The 21,213-nt window shown below is 32.5% G+C and carries 19 protein-coding genes; 16 read left to right on the forward strand and 3 right to left on the reverse strand.

The window, feature by feature from the left end; translation table 11 throughout:
- Nucleotides 1-5 precede the first annotated feature (5 nt).
- The 7 genes from KDK92_RS13910 (at nucleotide 6) to KDK92_RS13940 (ending at nucleotide 8,456) form a co-directional block, all read left to right on the forward strand.
- A complete protein-coding gene (locus tag KDK92_RS13910) occupies nucleotides 6-368 on the forward strand; it encodes an ornithine aminomutase subunit alpha (RefSeq protein WP_250859940.1) in 363 nt (120 codons plus the stop codon).
- The gene (gene oraE, locus KDK92_RS13915) at nucleotides 368-2,587 is read left to right on the forward strand and encodes a D-ornithine 4,5-aminomutase subunit OraE (RefSeq protein ID WP_250859941.1); all 2,220 of its coding nucleotides are present in this window, start codon (nucleotides 368-370) and stop codon (nucleotides 2,585-2,587) included. The genes KDK92_RS13910 and oraE overlap by 1 nt, the downstream gene beginning before the upstream one ends.
- A 131-nt stretch (nucleotides 2,588-2,718) precedes the next feature.
- Nucleotides 2,719-4,050 carry a GlmL-related ornithine degradation protein gene (locus KDK92_RS13920; RefSeq protein WP_338115271.1) on the forward strand — a complete coding sequence of 444 codons (1,332 nt, stop codon included), beginning with the start codon at nucleotides 2,719-2,721 and terminating at the stop codon, nucleotides 4,048-4,050.
- A 70-nt stretch (nucleotides 4,051-4,120) separates the two neighbouring features.
- Nucleotides 4,121-5,182, forward strand: a complete 1,062-nt coding sequence (gene orr, locus KDK92_RS13925) for an ornithine racemase Orr (protein ID WP_420852340.1) — start codon at nucleotides 4,121-4,123, stop codon at nucleotides 5,180-5,182.
- Between the two features lie 180 nt (nucleotides 5,183-5,362).
- Nucleotides 5,363-6,661, forward strand: a complete 1,299-nt coding sequence (locus KDK92_RS13930; protein ID WP_250859942.1) for an ABC transporter substrate-binding protein — start codon at nucleotides 5,363-5,365, stop codon at nucleotides 6,659-6,661.
- A gap of 95 nt (nucleotides 6,662-6,756) precedes the next feature.
- On the forward strand, nucleotides 6,757-7,635 hold the full coding sequence (locus KDK92_RS13935; RefSeq protein ID WP_250859943.1) for a carbohydrate ABC transporter permease: 879 nt from the start codon (nucleotides 6,757-6,759) through the stop codon (nucleotides 7,633-7,635).
- Nucleotides 7,636-7,646: 11 nt separating this feature from the next.
- Nucleotides 7,647-8,456, forward strand: a complete 810-nt coding sequence (locus tag KDK92_RS13940) for a carbohydrate ABC transporter permease (protein WP_250859944.1) — start codon at nucleotides 7,647-7,649, stop codon at nucleotides 8,454-8,456.
- A 102-nt stretch (nucleotides 8,457-8,558) separates the two neighbouring features.
- On the opposite strand, the gene KDK92_RS13945 is transcribed toward KDK92_RS13940, so the two are convergent.
- Nucleotides 8,559-9,176 carry a non-canonical purine NTP pyrophosphatase gene (locus KDK92_RS13945; protein WP_250859945.1) on the reverse strand — a complete coding sequence of 206 codons (618 nt, stop codon included), beginning with the start codon at nucleotides 9,174-9,176 and terminating at the stop codon, nucleotides 8,559-8,561.
- 180 nt (nucleotides 9,177-9,356) lie between these two features.
- Here KDK92_RS13945 and KDK92_RS13950 point away from each other — a divergent pair, with 180 nt between their 5' ends.
- Nucleotides 9,357-9,965, forward strand: coding sequence for a hypothetical protein (locus KDK92_RS13950; protein ID WP_250859946.1), 609 nt, complete (start codon nucleotides 9,357-9,359; stop codon nucleotides 9,963-9,965).
- A 23-nt stretch (nucleotides 9,966-9,988) separates the two neighbouring features.
- Complete coding sequence (locus KDK92_RS13955; RefSeq protein WP_250859947.1) at nucleotides 9,989-10,807, forward strand: hypothetical protein; 819 nt, start codon at nucleotides 9,989-9,991, stop codon at nucleotides 10,805-10,807.
- A gap of 125 nt (nucleotides 10,808-10,932) precedes the next feature.
- Here KDK92_RS13955 and KDK92_RS13960 read toward each other — a convergent pair whose 3' ends face one another.
- Both KDK92_RS13960 and KDK92_RS13965 read right to left on the reverse strand, forming a co-directional pair.
- Complete coding sequence (locus tag KDK92_RS13960) at nucleotides 10,933-11,856, reverse strand: nucleoside hydrolase (RefSeq protein WP_250859948.1); 924 nt, start codon at nucleotides 11,854-11,856, stop codon at nucleotides 10,933-10,935.
- Nucleotides 11,849-12,565, reverse strand: coding sequence for a queuosine precursor transporter (locus tag KDK92_RS13965; protein WP_250859949.1), 717 nt, complete (start codon nucleotides 12,563-12,565; stop codon nucleotides 11,849-11,851). The genes KDK92_RS13960 and KDK92_RS13965 overlap by 8 nt, the downstream gene beginning before the upstream one ends.
- Before the next feature lie 231 nt (nucleotides 12,566-12,796).
- Between KDK92_RS13965 and KDK92_RS13970 the strand changes: the two genes are divergently transcribed.
- The 7 genes from KDK92_RS13970 to pilM all read left to right on the forward strand — a co-directional run bounded on the left by KDK92_RS13970 (nucleotide 12,797) and on the right by pilM (nucleotide 21,213).
- Nucleotides 12,797-13,483 carry a radical SAM protein gene (locus KDK92_RS13970; protein WP_250859950.1) on the forward strand — a complete coding sequence of 229 codons (687 nt, stop codon included), beginning with the start codon at nucleotides 12,797-12,799 and terminating at the stop codon, nucleotides 13,481-13,483.
- 323 nt (nucleotides 13,484-13,806) lie between these two features.
- Complete coding sequence (locus tag KDK92_RS13975; RefSeq protein WP_250859951.1) at nucleotides 13,807-15,474, forward strand: SulP family inorganic anion transporter; 1,668 nt, start codon at nucleotides 13,807-13,809, stop codon at nucleotides 15,472-15,474.
- Nucleotides 15,475-16,224: 750 nt separating this feature from the next.
- A complete protein-coding gene (locus KDK92_RS13980; protein WP_250859952.1) occupies nucleotides 16,225-17,910 on the forward strand; it encodes a GspE/PulE family protein in 1,686 nt (561 codons plus the stop codon).
- A 22-nt stretch (nucleotides 17,911-17,932) separates the two neighbouring features.
- Nucleotides 17,933-19,147, forward strand: a complete 1,215-nt coding sequence (locus KDK92_RS13985) for a type II secretion system F family protein (RefSeq protein WP_250859953.1) — start codon at nucleotides 17,933-17,935, stop codon at nucleotides 19,145-19,147.
- A 63-nt stretch (nucleotides 19,148-19,210) separates the two neighbouring features.
- A complete protein-coding gene (locus KDK92_RS13990) occupies nucleotides 19,211-19,642 on the forward strand; it encodes a prepilin-type N-terminal cleavage/methylation domain-containing protein (RefSeq protein WP_250859954.1) in 432 nt (143 codons plus the stop codon).
- 64 nt (nucleotides 19,643-19,706) lie between these two features.
- On the forward strand, nucleotides 19,707-20,126 hold the full coding sequence (locus KDK92_RS24585; RefSeq protein ID WP_276575997.1) for a prepilin-type N-terminal cleavage/methylation domain-containing protein: 420 nt from the start codon (nucleotides 19,707-19,709) through the stop codon (nucleotides 20,124-20,126).
- 52 nt (nucleotides 20,127-20,178) lie between these two features.
- Nucleotides 20,179-21,213 carry a pilus assembly protein PilM gene (gene pilM, locus KDK92_RS14000; RefSeq protein ID WP_250859955.1) on the forward strand — a complete coding sequence of 345 codons (1,035 nt, stop codon included), beginning with the start codon at nucleotides 20,179-20,181 and terminating at the stop codon, nucleotides 21,211-21,213.

Raw genomic sequence — 21,213 nt, forward strand, 5'->3', positions numbered from 1 at the left:
TGAACATGAAGAGAGAAGATGATTTCGAGAAAAGAAGAGAACATTTAAAGAACTTAAGTAGTGAACAATTAAAAGAGAGATTTTGGGCATTGACTGAAGAGGTTGTTAAGCCTTTAGTTGAACTTGCTGAGAAGAATACATCTGCTTCAATCGAGCGTTCCGTTCTATTAAGAATGGGAATCTCTAGTATTGAAGCTGGGGAGATAATAAAACAAGGAAGTGCATGGAACTTACTAGGAAAAGGTATGGGAAATGTAGTACTTACTTATGCTAAGATGAACAATATAGAATATAGAGAAGCTGCTAAAGAGTTGGCAGAAGGTAAGGGTTGGAATGAAGTAAGCCAGAAGATGAGAGGTGAGAACTAATGCAGGATAAGTTAGAAAAGAACATTAAGCTTGATGTTGATGAGATATTAAAAGACTTAGATAAGTACGAGCCAAGAAGAAGAGGTTGGCATTGGAGAGAGCCTCATGAAACTGGTAAAATAGGAGAGTTCCAATATAGTGAAATTTCAAAAAGTTTAAATAATTACGAGGGGATCCCAGCAGCTCCTAGCTTTGGGAATATTGATCCACAACCTATGCCAGTTATAACTTCAGAGGTTGCATCAGGAAGATTTGAAGATGATTTAAGAAGAATGAGAATGGCTGCATGGCATGGTGCTGATCACTTGATGGTTATCAGAACAGCTGGACAATCTCACTTTGATGGATTGATAGAAGGATCTCCAGAGGGAACTGGTGGAGTTCCAATAACAAGAAAGCAAGTTAGAGCTACAAGAAAAGCTATTGATTTAATAGAAGATGAAGTAGGAAGAGAGATTAACTTCCACTCATATGTTTCAGGAGTAGCAGGACCAGACGTTGCAGTAATGTTCGCAGAAGAGGGAATCAATGGTGCTCACCAAGATCCTCAGTACAACGTACTTTACAGAAACATTAATATGGTAAGATCATTTGTTGATGCAGCAGTTGCTAAAAGAATAATGGCTTGGGCTGATATTCTTCAAATAGACGGTGCTCATAATGCTAATGCTACAGCTATGAAAGGATATGCTGTTATGCCTGAACTTATGGTTCAGCATGCTATAAATAGTAAATTTTCTGAAATGGTTGGAATGAAGAAAGAGAATATAGCACTTTCTACAGTTCCACCAAGTGCAGCACCAGCTCCATTATTAAAGCTTGACCTTCCATATGCAGTTGCTTTAAGAGAATTCTTCTCAGATTATAAGATGAGAGCACAGATGAACACTAAATACATGACTTCTTGTACAAGAGAAGCAACAGTAACACACTGCATGAACTTATTAATATCAGCATTAACTTCAGCTGACATTCAGAGTACAATCACTCCTGATGAGGGAAGAAATGTACCTTGGCATTACAATAACATCCATGCTACAAACACTGCAAAGCAAGCATTGATCTCTATGGATGGAATTAAAGAGATGGTTCAGCTTAAAGAAACTGGTTACTTAGCTGATACAGTTAGAGATATACAAGAGAGAGCTATATTATTCATGGAGGAAATAATTGAGGAAGGTGGATACTTCCAAGCAGTTGAAAAAGGATTCTTTATTGATTCTGGTAATTATCCTGCAAGAAACAATGATGGTATTCCAAGAGACATAGATAAAGGTGTTGCAGCAGGTACTGTTGTTGAAAGAGAAGAAGATTACTTCGCTCCAGTATGTGCACACTTTGGATATAACAACGTACCAGAAGAGTATAATAAGCCATGTGACGCTATTAATGATTGTACATTATGTGATCACTCTAAGATAGTTTACATTGATGAGTTAGATGAGGAAGATAATGTAGCAAATAGAATGGAAAGAGTTAAAGATGATGGAACTATAACTCCTGAGGTTGAGTGGAAGAAAGATGGATACGTAACAGTAACATTATTCATACCAGAGGATGAATTAGTTTCAGAGGCAGCTGCTCTAGAAATAGGAAGAAAGATGAATCTTACTGATGTTGAAATAATTCATAAGCAGGTGCAACAAGCTTCAGAAGGAACACTTGTTGAGATTAAAGGTAGAGTAAGCTTCACTGTTGATAAGGCAACTCTTAAGGTTCCTGAGAAGGTTAAGGTTCTTGATGAGATGTTTATGAAAGATTATATAGCTGAGAAGCCAATGAAGGTTGTATGTGCTACTGTTGGAGAAGATGAACACTCAGTTGGACTAAGAGAAACAATAGATATTAAGCACGGTGGTATTGAAAAGTATGGTATCAAGTACGAGTATCTTGGAACTTCTTGTCCAATAGAAAAACTTGTTGATGCTGCTATAGAATGTGAAGCAGATGTAATTCTTGCAAGTACAATAATTACACATAATGATGTTCATACAAAGAACATGAAGAAGATTCACGATCTTTGTGTTGAAAAAGGGGTAAGAGATAAGCTAATTCTAGCTTGTGGTGGTACTCAGGTAACAAATGAGATTGCAAAAGCAAATGGAATGGATGCTGGATTTGGAAGAGGTAAAAGAGGTAAGCACGTTGCTACATTCTTGATTGAAGAGAGAATGAGAAAGCAAGGAGACGATAGAGAGAGAGTTTATATAGCAGAATAATACCGTTAATTTGGGGAAGTTTTGGGGAATTATTTAAATATAGAGACTAAAGAACGAGAAGAAAGAACAAATATTGAGGACACCTTAGGGTGTTCTCTTTTCAGAAATTGATAGAAATTCGTGGAGGTGAAATGATGAAAGCAGATTATATAATAGCTGAGATTGGAAGTACTACTACATTGGTAACAGCTTTTGACTTCAGTGGTGAATTACCACATGTATTAGCACAAGGAAAGGGATATACAACAGTTCTTGAAGGTGATGTCACCATTGGACTTAAGCAGGCTATAGATGATATTGAAAGACAGATCGAAGAGAAACTTACTTGGGATAGAATGATAGCAACAAGTAGTGCAGCTGGCGGTCTTAAAATGACAGTTCATGGACTTGTTCACGATATGACAGTAAAAGCAGCGAGAGAAGCAGCTCTTGGCGCTGGTGGAATAATAAAAATGGTTACATCAGGAAAGATGAGAGCAAGTGATATTAGAAGGATAAAGAAAATTCAACCAAACTTGATAATGATAGCTGGTGGTACAGATCATGGGGAAAGAGATACTGCACTATTTAACGCTGAACTTATTAGAGAAGCAGATTTAGATATACCTGTAATATACTGTGGCAATGTTGCTAACCAGGAAGAGATAAGAGAGATATTTGAGGGAAAAGAGTTGTATGTTGTTGATAATGTATATCCTAGAATAGATGAGTTAAATGTTGAACCTGCTAGAGATGTTATTCAGAATGCATTTGAAAACAATATAATCAAGGCACCTGGTATGGATAAGATAAGGGATATGGTTGATGGAGCCATAATGCCAACACCAGGAGCTGTTATGCAGGCAACAAAGATGCTTTATGAAATGATAGGAGATGTTATTGTTTTAGACGTTGGTGGAGCAACTACTGACCTCCATTCAGTTACTGAGGGTGGAGCTGATATTGCAGATATATTAGTAAATCCAGAACCAAAAGCTAAGAGAACAGTTGAAGGAGATCTTGGATTATTTGTTAACAGTAAGAATGTAATTGATCTTCTAGCTGAAAGGGATCTTGAAGGACTTACAAAAGAATATGTAACCGAGCACATAAGAGCAATTCCAGAAAGTGATGAAGAGAGAGAATGCAGTGAGATTCTCTGTAAAAAAGCTGTTGAACTTGCGGTTGCAAGACATGCTGGATATGTGAAGAGATTATTTGTTGGTAAGAATAGCTTTGTTGCATATGGAAAAGACCTATCTAAAGTTCAATATATAGTTGGAACAGGTGGTGCTTTAACAAGATTGCCACATGGAAGAGAGATACTTGAGGGAATAAAGTATAGAGGCGAAGACATTTCAATGTTACCTCGTGAAGATGCTAAGATAAAGATTGATACCATGTACATCATGGCATGCGCAGGAGTGCTAAGTTTAGAAGATGAAGAGGCGGCTAGAAAATTATTAGAGTTCAGTATTCACTAACCGAATTTTGAAATAATTCAATCACAGCAGCGATAATATAAAGAATTTGATATTAATGGGGGAGATTATTGTGAGATATCCTTGTCTTGAAGTGGATTTAAAAAAGGTTGAAGAAAACACTAGATTTATTGTTGATAAATGCAGTGAAAAGGGAATAAAATCTTTTGTAGTTATGAAGGTATATTGTGGCTTTAAAGAAATTGCTGAGGCGTCACTTAGAGGCGGAGCATATGGACTTGCTGACTCAAGAGTACAGAATCTTGAGAAGGTAAAAGAACTTGATTGTCCTAAACTTTTACTAAGAATCCCTATGAAGAGTGAGGCTCATGATGTAGTTAGACTTGCGGATATAAGTTTGAACTCAGAAATAGAGACTATTATGCAACTAGATGAAGAAGCAAGAAATCAGGGGACGGTTCATAAGATTATATTAATGATTGATCTTGGAGATTTAAGAGAAGGGGTATGGTTCCAGAGTATTGATACCATTGTTGAAGATATATTAAAACTTAAAAATATTAAACTTCATGGTATTGGAACAAACCTTACTTGTTATGGTGGTGTTATGCCAGATGATGAGAATCTTGGAAAGTTATTAGAAATAAAAAATGAAATAGAGAAGAAACACAATATAACTCTTGAGACTGTGTCAGGTGGAAATTCAAGTAGTTTATATAAGGTATTAAATGATACAATGCCTGAAGGGGTAAACATGCTACGAATTGGAGAAACCATAGTTTTAGGAAGAGAAACAGCCTATGGAGAGTTGGTAGAAGGTATGCATGAGGATGCATTTACTCTTAAAGGGGAGATAGTTGAACTTAAGAAGAAACCATCAGTTCCAATAGGTACAATAGGGATGGATGCATTTGGAAATAAACCTACATTTGAAGACAGAGGAGAAATTCGAAGAGCAATTATAGCAGTTGGAAGACAGGATGTAAATCCAGATGGGCTTGATCCTTTGGATGAGAAAATAGATATACTTGGAGCTAGTAGTGATCATCTTTTAATGGATGTTACAAATTCTTCAAAAGAATATAGAGTTGGAGATATCATTGAATTTAAGGTTGATTATGGTGCATTGTTGAATGTAAGCACTTCAGAGTATGTTGCTAAGGTTTTTAAATAGAATATTAATAATTAGACCGCACAGTGGAAGATTGCTGTGTGTTTTTTTGTCTTATCGAAAAAATGAATAAGATGGATAGGCTCTATAGAAATTACCTATTCGACAAAATAACGCTAATTTAGTAATATTAGATGGTATGTGTTAAAAGTACAAAAGAATGTTTTAGGAGGAGAATAAGAGATGAAAAAATTTAACAAAATAATTTCCATAGTTATGATTTCAATCATGACAATGGCTGCTTTTGTTGGGTGTGGAGCGAAAGAGGGGTCTACAGACTCATCAGTAGATACAAAAGAATCGAAAAAAGAACATATAAGTTTATGGTTACCACCTATTGGTGAAAATGATGAAAAAGTTTGGGAGCCAATCCTAAAAGAATTTGAAGAGGCTAATAATTGTGAAATCGATTTAGAAATTATATCTTGGGAAAACTATCCTGAGAAATACGCTACAGGTATAGCAGCAGGGGAAGGTCCTGATGTTGGGTATATGTATGCTGAAATGTTCCCGCAATTCATTGAAGTTGGGGCAGTTGAAGATTTAACATCTTACTTAACTGAAGAAGATTATGAAAACTACATATATATAGAAGATGGAAAGATGTTAGGAGGCTTATATGGACTTGCTATTGAAGCTGCTAACCCAGCAGTATTATACTATAACAAGGATATATTAGCTGAAATAGGTGAAGAACCTCCTGTAACTTGGGAAGATTTTAGAAGAATAGCTAAAAAAGCTACAAAAGATACTGATGGTGATGGAAAAATAGACCAATGGGGATTTGCTCAAGGTTGGGGTAGAAAAATGTTCGGAGATCTTAACTGGAACTGGTATGGATTCAATTGGCAAGCTGGTGGAGAATTATACAATGATGACTTAAAAACAGTAAGATTTAATGATGAGGCAGGACTTGAAGCAGCTCAATTCTTATATGACCTTAAATTTGTGGACAAAGTTCTTCCAAATAACGCAATGGCACAAACAAACAAAGAGATGTTACAAACAACTTTTGGACCTGGTAAAGCTGCATTTAGTATATGGTTATCATCTGCTGCAGATGAGATACTAGATAAATCATTTCCAGATCTAAACTATGGATTCATCACTTCTCTTCAAAACAAAGATATGGGGACATTCGCTTCTGTTGACCAATTAACATTAATGTCAGCAGCTGAAAATAAAGAGTTATCTTTTAAGTTAATGGAACATATGCTAAGTGTTGATTCTATGACTAAATTTCACGCTTATCATCCAAGAGCACCAATATCTAAAGAAGAGCCATACCAAGGAGATGAAAGACTTAAAGAAATGATTCAAAATGATAAAGGAATATACAGACCATTAGTGGTAGCTCCTCATGGTGTTGAAGTATATGAATATTTATGGAAACAATTACAAAGTATGATGGCTGGAGAAGTTACTCCACAAGAAGCTTTAGATGAAGCTGCAAGATACGCAAATGATTTATTAGCACAATAACATAAATCCTCATCTTAAGAACAAGCATTAAAAATAGAGTCTATTTTTAATGCTTGTTCTTTGAAAAAAATAAAAGGATAGGGAAGGATGATGTTATGAAGAAATCATTAAAAAAAGCTAGTGCTTATGGGTATGTATTACCACTTTTTATATTACTAACAAGTTTTTATGTAATACCAATAATAATGTCTTTATTTTTTAGCTTTACTAAATATAATATTATGACTCCTGCAAAATATATTGGTTTAAAGAACTATATGAATCTTTTTAAAGATAAAATGTTTATTGTATCTTTGAAAAATACTTTTATTTTTACTATATGTGTTGTTCCTGTTCAGTCTATACTTTCCTTAATTCTAGCAGTATGTCTCACTGGACGAGGTAAAAGCAAGTTAGCCGAGTTTGTTAAGGGAGTAATGTTTATCCCTGTTATATCTTCAATGATACTTATTGGAATTGTTTGGAGAATTATTCTTAATGGGCAAGAATCGCCTCTTAATGTGATTTTCACATTTCTAGGTTTTGATGTACCAAATTGGATTGGAGACCCTAAACTTGCTCTTATTACAATGATGATCATTGCTATATGGAAAAATGTAGGGTATTTTATGGTGATATATATTGCTGGAATTATGGATATTCCTAAAAGTTATTATGAAGCGGCAAAGGTAGATGGTGCAAGTAAGTGGAATGAATTTTGGAATATTACAGTTCCTCTTTTAAAGCCTACAACAATTATGGTTGTCTTCTTAGGGTTTATATGGTCATTTCAGATATTTGACCTAGTATATACTCTAACTGGAGGGGGACCAGGTATGAGTACAATGACTGTAGTACTTCATATATATAATTTAGCGTTTAAACAGTTTAATGCAGGGTATGCAATGGCAGCAGCCAATGTTTTATTCTTTATAATTGCATTTTTTTCAATACTTCAGAAAAAGTTTTTAAAAAGAGATGAGTCAATATATTAGGGGGAAAATAAATGAAGAGTATAAAAAGAATAACTGGAGATATTTTGTTATTGATGATTGCGTGCTGTATGATAGTTCCCTTTATATATATGATAATAACTTCATTTAAAGTTACATATACGGCGTATAATTTTGATTTTTCTCTTTCTAATGTAACTTTTCAGAACTATATTACAATATTTAAAGAGAAAAACTTTTTACATTATTTTTTCAATAGTATGTTTATATCTATGGGAGGAGTTATTTTAAATGTACTTTTCAGTAGTTTAGCTGGATTTGCATTTGCCAAAAAAGATTTTCCGGGAAATGATAAATTATTTTTCTATATGATTATGACACTTATTATACCTTCTCAGGTTACAATGATACCTCTTTATATAATAATGAGGAATTTAGGATGGATAAATAGCTATTATGCGCTTATTCTTCCTATACCAACAGCTTTTGGGGTGTTTTTAATGCGTCAGGCAATACTAAATGTACCTGATGAGTTGTTGGATTCTGCAAGAATAGATGGTTGCTCGGATATTAGAATGTTTTTTCAAATAATTATACCACTTATAAAACCAGCTATTATAACCCTTACTATTTTTACATTTATAGGTGCGTGGAATGAATTCCTATGGCCGTTAATAATGACCACTGATGATTCAGTACGAACACTTACAGTTGGACTCTCAAATATGCAAGCTCAGTATACTGTAAATTATGGATTGGTTATGGCTGGTGCAACCCTAACATTTATGCCTTCTTTTGTTTTTTATTTAATAATGCAAAAGCAATTTGTTGAAGGAGTTACTTTGTCAGGAATGAAGGGGTAGATATGTTAGATTAACCATAAAAGGCATAGATAAGTTTTCTTGCCCTTTATGGTTAGCATAAGAATGAATTAAAATAAAGTGACATCAGTTAATTGGTTTTATTTATTCTAAACTATATAGAGCTCTCTTAAAGAAATTAATAAACCCACTATCATAACTATTTCCTGCTACATTATCATTATTTTGGATATCCATATAAAATCTACCTGATTCAATTTCCACTGATAATGAATCAAGGGGAAAGCCAGAAATCCTATTTTTATGAGGGTGAGAATTGATTATAAACTCTTCTGATGATATGTCGTTTCCATCATATTCTATAATCGTATTCTCATCTAGTACCAGACATATACCATTTTTATATGTAGCAACAGCTTGACCACCCATTTTATCAGCAAGAGAAGCGTAGTATTCAATCATTTCCTCATCATTAAGTGTTTTTCCATTAATCCTTCTAACGTGTACCCCAGGCTGTTCATTCTTTTCTAACCCTTTAATAAACAATCCAGAATCACAGGAAAAAACAGGTCTCTTAAGGACTTTATAATAGGTTAGTGCTTTGAGTTTTGCATTCTCAAGTGGGTCATTACCACTCTCATCTACATCAGGAAAATCATTATTAAAATCTCTTAAAGATAAAATATCAACATCTAATGTGTCCAGTATTTTTTTCATGGAATTAAGCTTGCCAGGATTTGTTGTGCCGTATACTATTTTCAATTACATTCATCCCCTTATTCTTATGTATTGTAATATTAATAGTATAATGTATTGTCATATATATGTAAAAGAAGAATAATAATAATATTGGCAGAAGCATTGCTTATTTTTGAATAAAAAGGTCGTTAGATATAATAGTTTGAATGGTATAATATGTATATGGTTTTAAGGGGGGATAAAATGAAGAAAATTTCGATTGGACTAGTGTATTTTGGTGTTCTATTATCAATATTTATAAATGTATATGCTGATATTCCAAATAAGACTGTTGTGATAGGAGAAAATGCATACACTTTTGAGTATGCACATGATGAAAATAATTCTCTTGAAATCAGAGAGGCTATTAAGAATAGTAGAGGTAAAATATTGGTGAAAGTTAATGATAAGTGGTTTGATAATCAAGGACAAATTTTTGAAGACTACAATACTTTACCTCAAATTAAATTAAAATATTCAAATGGGGTTATAAAAAGATACAGAAAAGGTGATGGTGAATTAATAATTCAGAAAAAACAAGAAATTGATAAATCAATATTAAGTTCTTTAAAAGGGTTTTTCTTAATTGTAGAAGATGGAAAATGGGAAGTAGCTATTGGTGAAACTAAGAGGTTTAGAATAATTAACCCAACTCATATTGATTATGAAGTTAAAGTATCTAAAAATGGACTATTAGAGATTGTAAAAGGTTATAATTATCTAGAAATTACAGGTGAAAAAGAAGGCGTTACCAACATGACTTTTAAAATAAAAAATAAGTTTCGTACTACTAAAGTTGTTGTAACAGAATAGATGAGCATTAAAGGAGTGATATAATGAAGCGATTAGGTATTGTTTTCATATTCTGTGTGTTTTGCATGGGATATGCTATTAATGTATATGGAGATGCTAATGAAGATTTTTTGCTTGTAGGTAATAAGAAATTTACTATTGAATATGCGAGTGATTTTATGAATAGTCTTGAGATAAGTAAGGCTATAATAGAATCTAATTACAATTGTTACTTTAATATAAATAATAAATGGTATGATTTAGATGGAAATTTAATTGAAGATGAAGACATTATTAAGAGTATTAGTTATAAAAAGGAAATGAAAAGGAAATCACAAGGTGAATTAAAAAAGGAAAATATAAATTTTGATGATTATGATGAACAAATTATTGAAAGCAGTTTATATATTGATGAGACGGAGTTTATATATTTTGTTTTAAAAGATGGTGAAGCTATAGATGTTACTTTAGATGGAAAATCAATAGAGGTTAAGATAATAAATACCCAAATACTCATAAAGCCGAAAAAAGCAGGAACTTCTAAGATTGTAGTTAAAAATAAAAACACCGAGAAAATACGTCATATAAGAAAATATAACGTTTTGAACATCAAAAAAGAAGACGGAATGAAGTTTAATGCAAATGATTTAACATTGAGGGAAGGAGAAACATTTCAATTAAAAGCTAATGGGAAGAAACTATCAAATTTCAAACATTTAAATATTGCAAATTCTAGGAAAGGAATAATTGATGTTCATAGGGATGGTTTAATAAAAGCATTACAACCTGGACGGGTAGTTTTTGAAATACATAATGAGGAAACGGAGGAAAGAATTTGTTTCTTAATAAATGTAGTAAAATAATTTGATTAAATCAAATAAAAAATAATTAAACAGGGTTATTATAAAAGTCTAATAAAAGTCTAATAAAAGTCTAATAAAAGTCTAATAAAAGTTTTATAATTCCCCTGTTCTTAATAACTTTAATATTATTTAAGTTCTAATGTATTTAAGAATAAATCCATAACCTTTTCTGCATTAACTTCATTTAAAATTAAGCATTTTTTACTTTCAGGATAGAACATATTCCAGGAATCTACAAGAAGTTGTCCTCTTGTTACACCTTGTGTAACTACTTTCACTGGTGCTGTGATTCCACTACAACAGCTATTATCTAGATAATAAGCTATATTTAAAATATCATTAATGATACAACCATCAAAGTTCTCAACTTTTCTATGGAAGTCCATATAAAACTTTGTAACCTCATATATGAAGTTTCCAACCTCATTTTTATCCTTAAAGTTAAGGGTTACATCAGGTGTTAAGAATATTTTGCGTGTCACATCCAATGTTACCATTGTCATTGGGACCGTAGACTCTAAAATAAGTTCTACAGACCTTGGATCATGATAATAATTGAACTCTGTAACAGGTGACATATTCCCAAATGCTTTATAGGTACCACCCATTGAGATGATTGAGTTGCATTTATTGAAAGTATTATTATCCTTTAAGTATGCTCTAGCAAGATTAGTTAGAGGACCTAAGGCAATGATATCTATGTTATCATATTCTTTTAAACTTTCTAAAATAAAATCTTCAGCTTGTACATCTGAACGGTAATCAAAATCTTTTCCATAGTAAGTTTCTCCAAGACCATCTTCACCATGGGTATCTTTTGCGTCAATGTACTCCCCATCAAGATTAGGAATTCCACTAGTATAAACAGGAATATCCTCACCTAAAAGATTTAAAATAGCTTTTATATTTTTAGCACTTTCTAAACTATTAACATTTCCACTTACACTTGTTATGCCAATGATATCAATTTTAGCTTTAATAGCAAATATTAAAGCTAACGCATCATCTATTCCACAATCACAATCTATGATAACCTTATTTCTAATCATCTGCTCCCTCTCTTGGAGTAATGTTCGACATTAGATACATGAAAGGTGTATCTAGAATTGCAGCGATATACTTAACTATCAAAGTTGTGATAATTACAGTAAAAGCAATTGACATTGGAAAGATACCAACTAATGCAAAACCTAAGGTTACAAGAATAGAATCAACAAGTTGTGATATTAGTGTTGAACCATTATTTCTAATCCATAATGTTTTTCTAGAGTCATTCCAGTTCTTAAGCTTTGAATAAACGTAAACATCCAATGATTGACTAATGAGGTATACCAAATTTCCTACTAAAACAGCTTTTAAAGCACCACCATTAATTGAGAAAAATAGATTTAGAGCCTCATTAAAGTTTGAACTATAATCAAGTCCTTGAAATATTGTGGAAATATACATGATTATTATAAATGAAATGTTTGCGAATATTGAAATATGAACGGATTTTTTTGCTTCCTTATATCCATATTTCTCGTTTAAAAGGTCAGTGGCAAGGAATATACCTGCAAACATAACATTACCTAAGGTTGCTTCAAGTTCAAAGAGTCCAAAATCAAATATTACACCTTTGTTAACTTGTAGATTAGCAGCAATAACACTTAGGATGATGTACCCTAAAATACCACGTTTCCCAAAGAATTTGTATGCAGCCGCTATAAGTGCAAAATTTACAACTGCAAAGATTAAAAATACTAATAAATTATTCATAATTATCTCCTCCTAGTTTTTTTTACGCAGGATGGTTTCGAACTGCGGTTTTTTAGCAAACAGGTTTATTATATCGAATATTTTGTTAAAGTACAAGCTTTGAGATGAAAAAATACAAAAGAACAGAGAATAGAGAGAAAGGAAAGAATGTTTCTTTGAGGAAATTATCCTTTAATTTTGGGTCTTTGACATTTAATCTTGCTGTGATATACTAGCTTTGGTGATGAAAAAATGATGAGATATAGTGTAATAGAGAAAAAATTTCCAAGAGAGATTCTGCTCTTAAAGGCAACTCCTTGTAAATGGGGAAAATGTTCATTCTGTGATTATATACATGATAATTCAATGGATATAAACTACATTAATGAAGTGAACCTTCAGGCTCTTGAACAAGTTACAGGAGAATATGGGGTACTTGAGATTATAAACTCAGGAAATGTCTTTGAGTTACCAAAGGAGACTCTTGAGGCAATTAAGAAAAAGGTTGAGGAATTGGATATAAAGAAGTTATTTTTAGAGGCTCATTGGATATATAGGAGCAGGCTTCAGGAAATGAGAGATTTCTTTGGGGTTGATATTATATATAAAACAGGACTTGAGACTTTTAATGAGAGCTTCAGAGAGGATGTTCTGAAAAAAGGCTTCAATTATAAGTCCCTTGAAGAATTGCGTGGATACTTTGATTCGGTTTGTCTTATGGTAGGAATTAAAGGGCAAACCAAAGAGATGATAAAAAATGATATAAAGTTAGCGCTTGAGACTTTTGATCACTTCACGGTGAATGTATATACTGAAAACACAACAGACATTAAACCAGATAAGGAATTGAGAGATTGGTTCCAAGATGAGTATAGATGGCTTGAACAAGAAAAAAAGTGTGAAGTGTTGTGGGTTAATACTGATTTTGGAGTGGGTTAGAAAACAGGAAGTTATTTTAAATGGAACTCAACTTATATGCTGCATATGAGTTGAGTTTATTTTTTTGAAATATAATTTTAATAATCAAAAAGAACCTTCCTAATATATATGTTCTTAGAAAAGTATAATAAAAAAAATAAGATAAGTTAAATATTGCTTTTTCTACACAATGGGATTAAAATAGTAAAGGTTGTTCATATATGATTAAATTATTATTGTGTCCAACCTTTCAAATATTATTTTAACGGAGTTTTGTGACATTAAAAATAAGGCATAAAGACTAGTGAATTTTCTTGAATATGCCTAAGGAAGAAGGGACTAGAATGTCTACATTAAAACCAAAATTATTTACTACATTAAAAGATTACACAAAGGAGCAGTTTTTTAAGGATATAACAGCAGGTATTATTGTTGCTATTATCGCATTACCATTGTCAATAGCACTGGCAATATCTTCAGGTGTATCCCCAGAAAAAGGATTATACACAGCAATTATTGCTGGATTCCTTACTTCTTTATTAGGAGGAAGTAGAGTTCTTATTGGCGGACCGACTGGTGCATTCATGGTAGTTGTCTACGGAATTGTAACTAAGTATGGTGTTGATGGTTTAATAATGGCAACATTGATGGCAGGAGTAATTCTTGTTCTTATGGGGCTTTTACGATTAGGAGGAATAATTAAATACATACCTTATCCAATAACTATTGGATTTACAAGTGGAATAGCATTAACTATTTTTTCTTCCCAAATTAAAGATTTCTTTGGACTGAAAATAGGTGAAGTACCTGTAGAATTCATTGGAAAATGGAAAGCATATTTTCACGCAGGGAATACAATAGATATACAAACAACTATTATTGGAATTATAGCTTTGTTGATTATTATCTTATGGCCAAAGATAAATAAAAAGATACCTGGTGCTTTGATTGCGCTTATTGTAACATCAGCTATTGTAAAGGGATTTAATCTAGAAGTAGCAACGATTGGAAGTAAGTTTGGAGAGATATCCTCATCATTACCAAGCCCGCAGTTACCTGCATTTGATCTTAATAAGATACCACTGCTAATAGGACCAGCAATTACTATAGCTGTTCTTGGTGCAATCGAATCTTTGTTGGCAGCAGTTGTTTCAGATGGAATGATTGGTGGAAAACATAGATCCAATATGGAATTAATTGCACAAGGGGTAGCTAATATGGGATCAGCCTTGTTCGGTGGAATTCCAGCAACTGGAGCTATAGCAAGAACAGTGGCAAATATAAAAAATGGTGGTAGAACACCAGTGGCGGGAATGGTACATGCTATAACACTATTGCTTATCTTGGTTATTTTTATGCCCCTAGCAAAGATGATACCTTTGACAGCGCTTGCTGCTATACTAATAATTGTTGCTTATAATATGAGTGAATGGAGAGAATTTAAAGAGTTATTTAAATCTCCTAAAAGTGATATTATGATTTTATTAGTAACTTTTTTAATAACTGTGTTTATAGATCTTGTTAAAGCAATTGAACTAGGGATGGTATTATCAGCATTTTTATTCATGAAACGAATGAGTGATGTAGCTAACGTTAATAGTGTTAACCTAGATGCTGCTGAAGAAGATGAAAAAGAGTATTTCGATTTTGAAGAAGAGAGCAAGAAATTAAAAACTTCTAAAAATGTTCGAATTTATGAAATAAATGGACCTTTTTTCTTTGGTGCAGCAGATAAGTTCGTAGAAGTTCTGAGTGGACTAGGGGACACAACGAAAATTTTGATTATTAGAATGCGAAATGTGCCCTCAATGGATGCAACAGCTTTACATGCGTTTAAAAGAATGATAACCATGTGCAAGAGACATAAAATTAAAATATTAATCTCAGGAATAAATGAACAGCCAAAGAGTGTATTGAAAAAAGCAGCTGTATATGACTTGGTTGGAGAAGAAAATTTCTTTAATAATATTGAGAATGCAATCAATTATTCTAGTAAGGCAGATGAAAATTAATAACAAGTCAAAGATTAATTAATAGTATAACTGAATATAAAATATAGAGCGGATAGAAGTAATGAAGTTATTACTTCTATTTTTTTTGTTTTGTTTTTGTGGTGATTTGTTAGAGTGGAGGACTAAAAAATTAGAAAATAAAATTAGATTCACATTTAAATAGAAAATGTCGAAGGATGGCTTAAAAATAGAAAATGTCGAAATTATGCCAATAAAATAAAAGAAAAAAAGAATAATAAACCCTAAATTATTTACCCAAAATAAGAAGTTATGCTAAATATGGATATATTAATTAGAATAATTCATTACCATTTAAACCCCCAAAATAACCATTCACATGGAATATTTAATGTTTCAGACTAAAAAACATAAAAAAATGAAAATTTATGTTAGAATTTTAATAGTAAAAATATTCCATTTATTTGGAGGAGAATAATTAAAATTTGATAAATAAGCGTAATAAAGTGAATCTTTTTGATAAATAACTAGATAAAAGGTAGAAAATAATTGTTGGTAAATAATGGAAAAAAGCAAAAGTAATTTAGAATGGATGCTTTAAGAATAATAATTAATTGTTTTCGGTGTTCTTATCTACTTTTAGATTTTCAAAAGAGAAAAGTTTAATGGGTTTTAATAAAAAAAGAACAAAATGTTAATTTTTTAGCATTTTTTTAATTGTATAATAATGCAAAGTGGTATATAATTAATTTTAATAGGAAAAATATATAAATAGAAGAAAGAAGAGGTTTTATGTTCAAAAGTAGGAAGAGGCTAGGGGATCTTTTAGTTGAGAGTGGAAAACTCACAAAGGATCAATTGAAGGAAATATTGGCATTGCAGAGAGGAACAAAGAAGAAATTTGGTGAATTGATAATAGATAATAATCTTCTTAGTGAAGATGAAATCATAGAAGTGTTAAAAATTCAACTTAAATTAGATAGGGTATATTTAGAAACTGAAAATATAGATTTGGATGCAATAAAACTAGTTCCAGAAAGAATTGCAAAGAAATATGTAGTATTCCCTTATAAGATTGAGGGAAATACAATGAAAGTAGCTATGATTGATCCATTGAATCTTTTTGCGATTGATGATTTGAAAATAACGTCTGGTAAAGAAATTGTACCTGTAATTAGCAGAAGAGATGAAATTGAAAGGACCATTGACAAGTGTTATTCCAAGCGAAATGTAGAAAAAGTTGCTGAAGAGTTAAATAAAGAAGTTAGAGATAGAAAAATTACGTTAACGGATGAAGAAGTGAGCTTAGAAGAGATAAAGAATGCTCCAGCGGTAAAGTTGATAGATTCTATATTTGCCAATGCAATAAAATCAAAAGCAAGTGATATACATATTGAGGTGTTTGACAGTCACGTAAAGGTAAGATATAGGATTGATGGAGTATTAAATGAAGTAATAAGGATGCCAAAAGAGTCACAGGCAGCTCTTATTGCTAGGATTAAAATTATGGCAAATATGGACATAGCTGAAAAAAGAATACCACAAGATGGTCGTATAATGACTGATATGGGAAATGAAAAGATTGACTTGAGGGTATCGATATTACCAACTATACATGGAGAAAAGGCTGTAATAAGAATACTTAAGAAAGACAAAAACCTTGTAAATAAGAACAATTTAGGTTTCAACAAAAAACAAATTGAAAGAATAGAAAAGATGATAAAAAGTCCTTTTGGAATTGTTCTAGTTACTGGACCGACAGGAAGTGGTAAAACCACTACATTATATGCAGTATTAAATGAGTTAAATAACAGTGATAAAAATATAGTGACAATAGAAGATCCCGTTGAGTATGAGATGGAGGGAATAAATCAAGTTAACATAAATACAAAGGCTGGTCTCACATTCAATGCTGGATTAAGATCAATATTGAGACAAGATCCTGATATTGTGATGATTGGAGAGATTAGAGATGGAGATACAGCTCAGATAGCCACAAGAGCAGCAATTACTGGACATTTTGTTTTAAGTACAATACATACTAATGATGCAGCTTCAGCGGTAATTAGATTGGTGGATATGGGTGTTGAATCCTATATTGTTTCAACGGCTCTTTCAGGGATAATTGCACAGAGGTTGGTAAGAAAATTATGTCCACATTGTAAAGAAAAATTCATCCCTACTAAAGCTCAACGTGAAATGGTGGGAAGAACTAATGATGATCATATTGAGTTTTATAATGCAATAGGATGTTCAAAATGTGGAAATACTGGTTACAAAGGAAGAATAGGACTTTTTGAGGTTATGGAAATAACTAATAAGCATAGAGATTTGATACAAGAGGGTAAATCTACGGAGGATTTAAGGCGACTTAATGATGAGCAGGGGATTACTTCTCTAAAAGGACAAGCACTAGAATATCTAATTTCAGGGGAAATAACGCTTGGTGAATATGCCAAGGTAGCCTTCTTGGAATAAGGCACATGAGGGGGGTGTATAAGTGCCACAATATGTTTATAAAATGATTGATCAGTCAGGAAAAGAGAAAAAAGGCGTTTTCAGTGCTAATAATAGAAATGAAGTAATGGCCATGATAAGGGAAAATGGATGTTATGCAATAGAGGTTAGTGAGAAGGAACAGTCAAATGATATAGAGTTCTCTTTGTTCTCTAAGGTAAAGGCTAAAGAACTATCCATATTTTGTAGGCAGCTTCACACAATGTTAAAGGCAGGAGCACCTCTTATAAAATCGATGGATATCATAAAAGGGAATATGGAAAATAAAAGATTACGAGCTGCTATAGGGGAACTAATAGATAGTATACAAAAAGGAACATCCCTTTCAGAGGGAATGGAAGCTCATAGTGATGTATTTCCTCCTATGCTGATTAGTATGATAGCGGCAGGTGAAATGAGTGGTACACTTGATGATGTTTGTCTTAGAATGGCAACTCATTATGAAAAAGAAAATAAGCTTATGAGCAAGGTTAAGGCTGCAATGACATATCCAATTATTCTTGTAGTGGTTTGTGCATCAGTTGTTACCTTTTTACTTACAGCAGTTATGCCACAGTTCGTTGAGATGTTTAGGGATGGTGGAGTTGAACTTCCATTACCAACAAGAATGTTAATGAGTGCTAGTGATTTTTTAAAAAACTACATATTGGTTATTATTGGAGTTATCATACTTATGGTTATAGGATATAGATACATAAGAACTAAAGATACTGTTGCTAATAAAATTTATAAGAACAAGCTTTCAACTCCTATCTTTGGAAAAATCAGGAGAAAGGTTGTAGCAGCTCGATTTACAAGGACCACATCATCAATGATTAAGAGTGGTATACCAATTGTGGATGCTATGGAAGCAGTAGCAGACATTGTGGGTAATGTGTATATAAAAGATAAACTAATAGATGGTAGAGATAAACTAATGAAAGGGGAATCATTCTCCGAAGTAGTTGGTGAAATAAAAGAGTTTCCACCTATGATTTCAGCTATGTCAAAGATTGGAGAGGAATCAGGGGAACTTGAAGAAATCCTTGAGAAAACAGCTGACTTCTATGATGAAGAGGTTGAAGAGGCAGTAAAGAAGATGACATCCATGATGGAACCTCTACTTATCATAGTGATGGCAGTTGTCATTGGATTTATTGTATTATCAATAATGCTACCAATGTTCGATATGGCAAATGCCGTAAACGGAGGAATGTAAGCTATGTGGAGCATATCCACAATGAATATAAATAAAAAAGAAAAAACATGGAGGGATAATATTATGATGAAAGATTTAAGAAAAAAGAAAAAGAAAGGGTTTTCACTTGTAGAACTTATAGTTGTTATAGCTATTATTGGAATTTTGGCAGCGATTGCTGTGCCTAAGTATTCAGCTTATAAGGAAAATGCAAATAAGAAAGCTGATGTAGCAGCTGCTAGACTTATTGCTGAAGCAACGCTTACAGCTCTTGATAATAATGGTAACATTAGTGATACGGATAGTGTAGCTACTATAGGTGGTACTAAGGAGAATCCCACTACTACTTATAAACCACATTGGGTGTTAATCCAAAATTATTTAGGCGACGTAACGCCTAAATCAAAAGATGCAGATCACTGGTCAGTAACAATTACAGATGCTACTATTTCAGTTAACTTGGAACCAGTAACAGGTAAATCAGTTGATTTTGACCCTATTGAAATCAGTAGATAAAGATTAACAGTAGTTGCAGATTATTATTATATTGAGGAAATTATAAAAATGGAGGGTTATATTTATGTTATCTAAGTTTAAAAATAAAAAGAAAAAGGGATTTTCACTTGTAGAGCTTATAGTTGTTATAGCTATAATTGGGATTTTAGCAGCGATTGCTGTTCCTAAGTATTCGGCTTATAAAGAAAATGCAAAGATTAAAGCTGATAAAGCAGCAGCAAAATTAATTGCTGAAGCTACCTTGTTAGCATATGAAAATGGCGAATTTAGCGAAAAGGTTACTACAGTTGAAAAAATGTATACTTTAACAGGTACAGATCTTACTGATGTACTAAATTATGTTGATTCAAACACTAGTGCGCCAAAAACTGGTGGTACTTGGACTGTTAAAATTAGTTCAACGTTAGCTAAAATAGATTCAAATGGAACAATAACGGTTCATCCCAGTGGTGATGCCACAATAGTACATTCAATAGAATATTAATATAGGGGCACATCAAGTGCCCTTTCCAAAATCCCCCTACGGAGGAAAGAAAATGTTAAATTTAAATAATAAAATCTGTATAGACATAGGTAATAATAAAATAAAAATCACCGAGGCTGCTGTTTCTAAAAATGGAATTAACATTAAGAAGGCAGTCATTTTAGATACCCCAGAGAATTCCTTCAATGATGGGAATATAACAAACCTTATATCCATAAAAGATGAGATTGAGAGCGGGCTTAAGGAGAATAAGATAAAGTGTAAAAATGCTATCTTTACTACAAATAGTTCTAATATCATAACTAGAGAAATAGAGATTCCAATGACAAAGGATAAGAATATCAAAGGAATTATAAGAACACAGATGGAGCAATATCTTCCTCTAGCCTATGATTCTTATGTTCTTGAGTATATTAAACTTGGGATAATTGAAAATAAACTTTTAGTGAGAGTGGTGGTTTTTCCAAAAGACATGGCTAAGAATTACTATGATCTTTGTCATAATTTAGGATTGAAGCCAGTTGCCCTTGATATACACTCTAATGGGGTAACGAAACTCGTGAAGAGAGTTCAAAAAATTAATGGTTTAAATCTTGAGGGATCATCTTTTGCATTGGTTGACATAGGAGATAACAGTATCACCTTTAATGGTTATAAGAACAAGGAACTTAAATTCTCAAGAATCATCCAATCTGGATTTGGAGATATATTTAGATATTTCCATGAGGAAAGAGGCGAGTCAGAAGAGAATGTTATGAAGCTTATTGAGAATATAGATTTGGATAAGAATTCAGAAGAAGAAAATGGAGTAGAATCTTCAATTATATACGATACTACGCTTCAGTGGGGAAGAGAGATTGAGAGACTCCTAAATTATTATTCAAATACTTTGAGAAATGAAGTGGATATCATCTATATATATGGTGGAGGAAGTAAACTCAATGGGATAGAGAATATTCTCAAAGAGATAGTGGATATTGAAGTTAGAAAATTAAATGAAATAAAATTTAAAAGTACTCACTTAAAAGATGAAAATATAGAGATGCTCATAAATAATATTGGAGCTTCATTTAGAAACGGGAGGTAA

This window comes from Oceanirhabdus seepicola (genome assembly GCF_023684385.1).
In the GTDB taxonomy this organism is placed as follows: Bacteria; Bacillota; Clostridia; order Clostridiales; family Clostridiaceae; genus Oceanirhabdus; species Oceanirhabdus seepicola.

Coding starts and splice junctions, on each gene's coding strand:
- KDK92_RS13910 (WP_250859940.1), top strand. CDS start 6: ATGAAGAGAGAAGATGATTTCGAGAAAAGAAGAGAACATTTAAAGAAC.
- oraE (WP_250859941.1), top strand. CDS start 368: ATGCAGGATAAGTTAGAAAAGAACATTAAGCTTGATGTTGATGAGATA.
- KDK92_RS13920 (WP_338115271.1), top strand. CDS start 2,719: ATGATGAAAGCAGATTATATAATAGCTGAGATTGGAAGTACTACTACA.
- KDK92_RS13930 (WP_250859942.1), top strand. CDS start 5,363: ATGAAAAAATTTAACAAAATAATTTCCATAGTTATGATTTCAATCATG.
- KDK92_RS13935 (WP_250859943.1), top strand. CDS start 6,757: ATGAAGAAATCATTAAAAAAAGCTAGTGCTTATGGGTATGTATTACCA.
- KDK92_RS13940 (WP_250859944.1), top strand. CDS start 7,647: ATGAAGAGTATAAAAAGAATAACTGGAGATATTTTGTTATTGATGATT.
- KDK92_RS13950 (WP_250859946.1), top strand. CDS start 9,357: ATGAAGAAAATTTCGATTGGACTAGTGTATTTTGGTGTTCTATTATCA.
- KDK92_RS13955 (WP_250859947.1), top strand. CDS start 9,989: ATGAAGCGATTAGGTATTGTTTTCATATTCTGTGTGTTTTGCATGGGA.
- KDK92_RS13960 (WP_250859948.1), bottom strand. CDS start 11,856: ATGATTAGAAATAAGGTTATCATAGATTGTGATTGTGGAATAGATGAT.
- KDK92_RS13965 (WP_250859949.1), bottom strand. CDS start 12,565: ATGAATAATTTATTAGTATTTTTAATCTTTGCAGTTGTAAATTTTGCA.
- KDK92_RS13970 (WP_250859950.1), top strand. CDS start 12,797: ATGATGAGATATAGTGTAATAGAGAAAAAATTTCCAAGAGAGATTCTG.
- KDK92_RS13975 (WP_250859951.1), top strand. CDS start 13,807: ATGTCTACATTAAAACCAAAATTATTTACTACATTAAAAGATTACACA.
- KDK92_RS13980 (WP_250859952.1), top strand. CDS start 16,225: ATGTTCAAAAGTAGGAAGAGGCTAGGGGATCTTTTAGTTGAGAGTGGA.
- KDK92_RS13990 (WP_250859954.1), top strand. CDS start 19,211: ATGATGAAAGATTTAAGAAAAAAGAAAAAGAAAGGGTTTTCACTTGTA.
- KDK92_RS24585 (WP_276575997.1), top strand. CDS start 19,707: ATGTTATCTAAGTTTAAAAATAAAAAGAAAAAGGGATTTTCACTTGTA.
- pilM (WP_250859955.1), top strand. CDS start 20,179: ATGTTAAATTTAAATAATAAAATCTGTATAGACATAGGTAATAATAAA.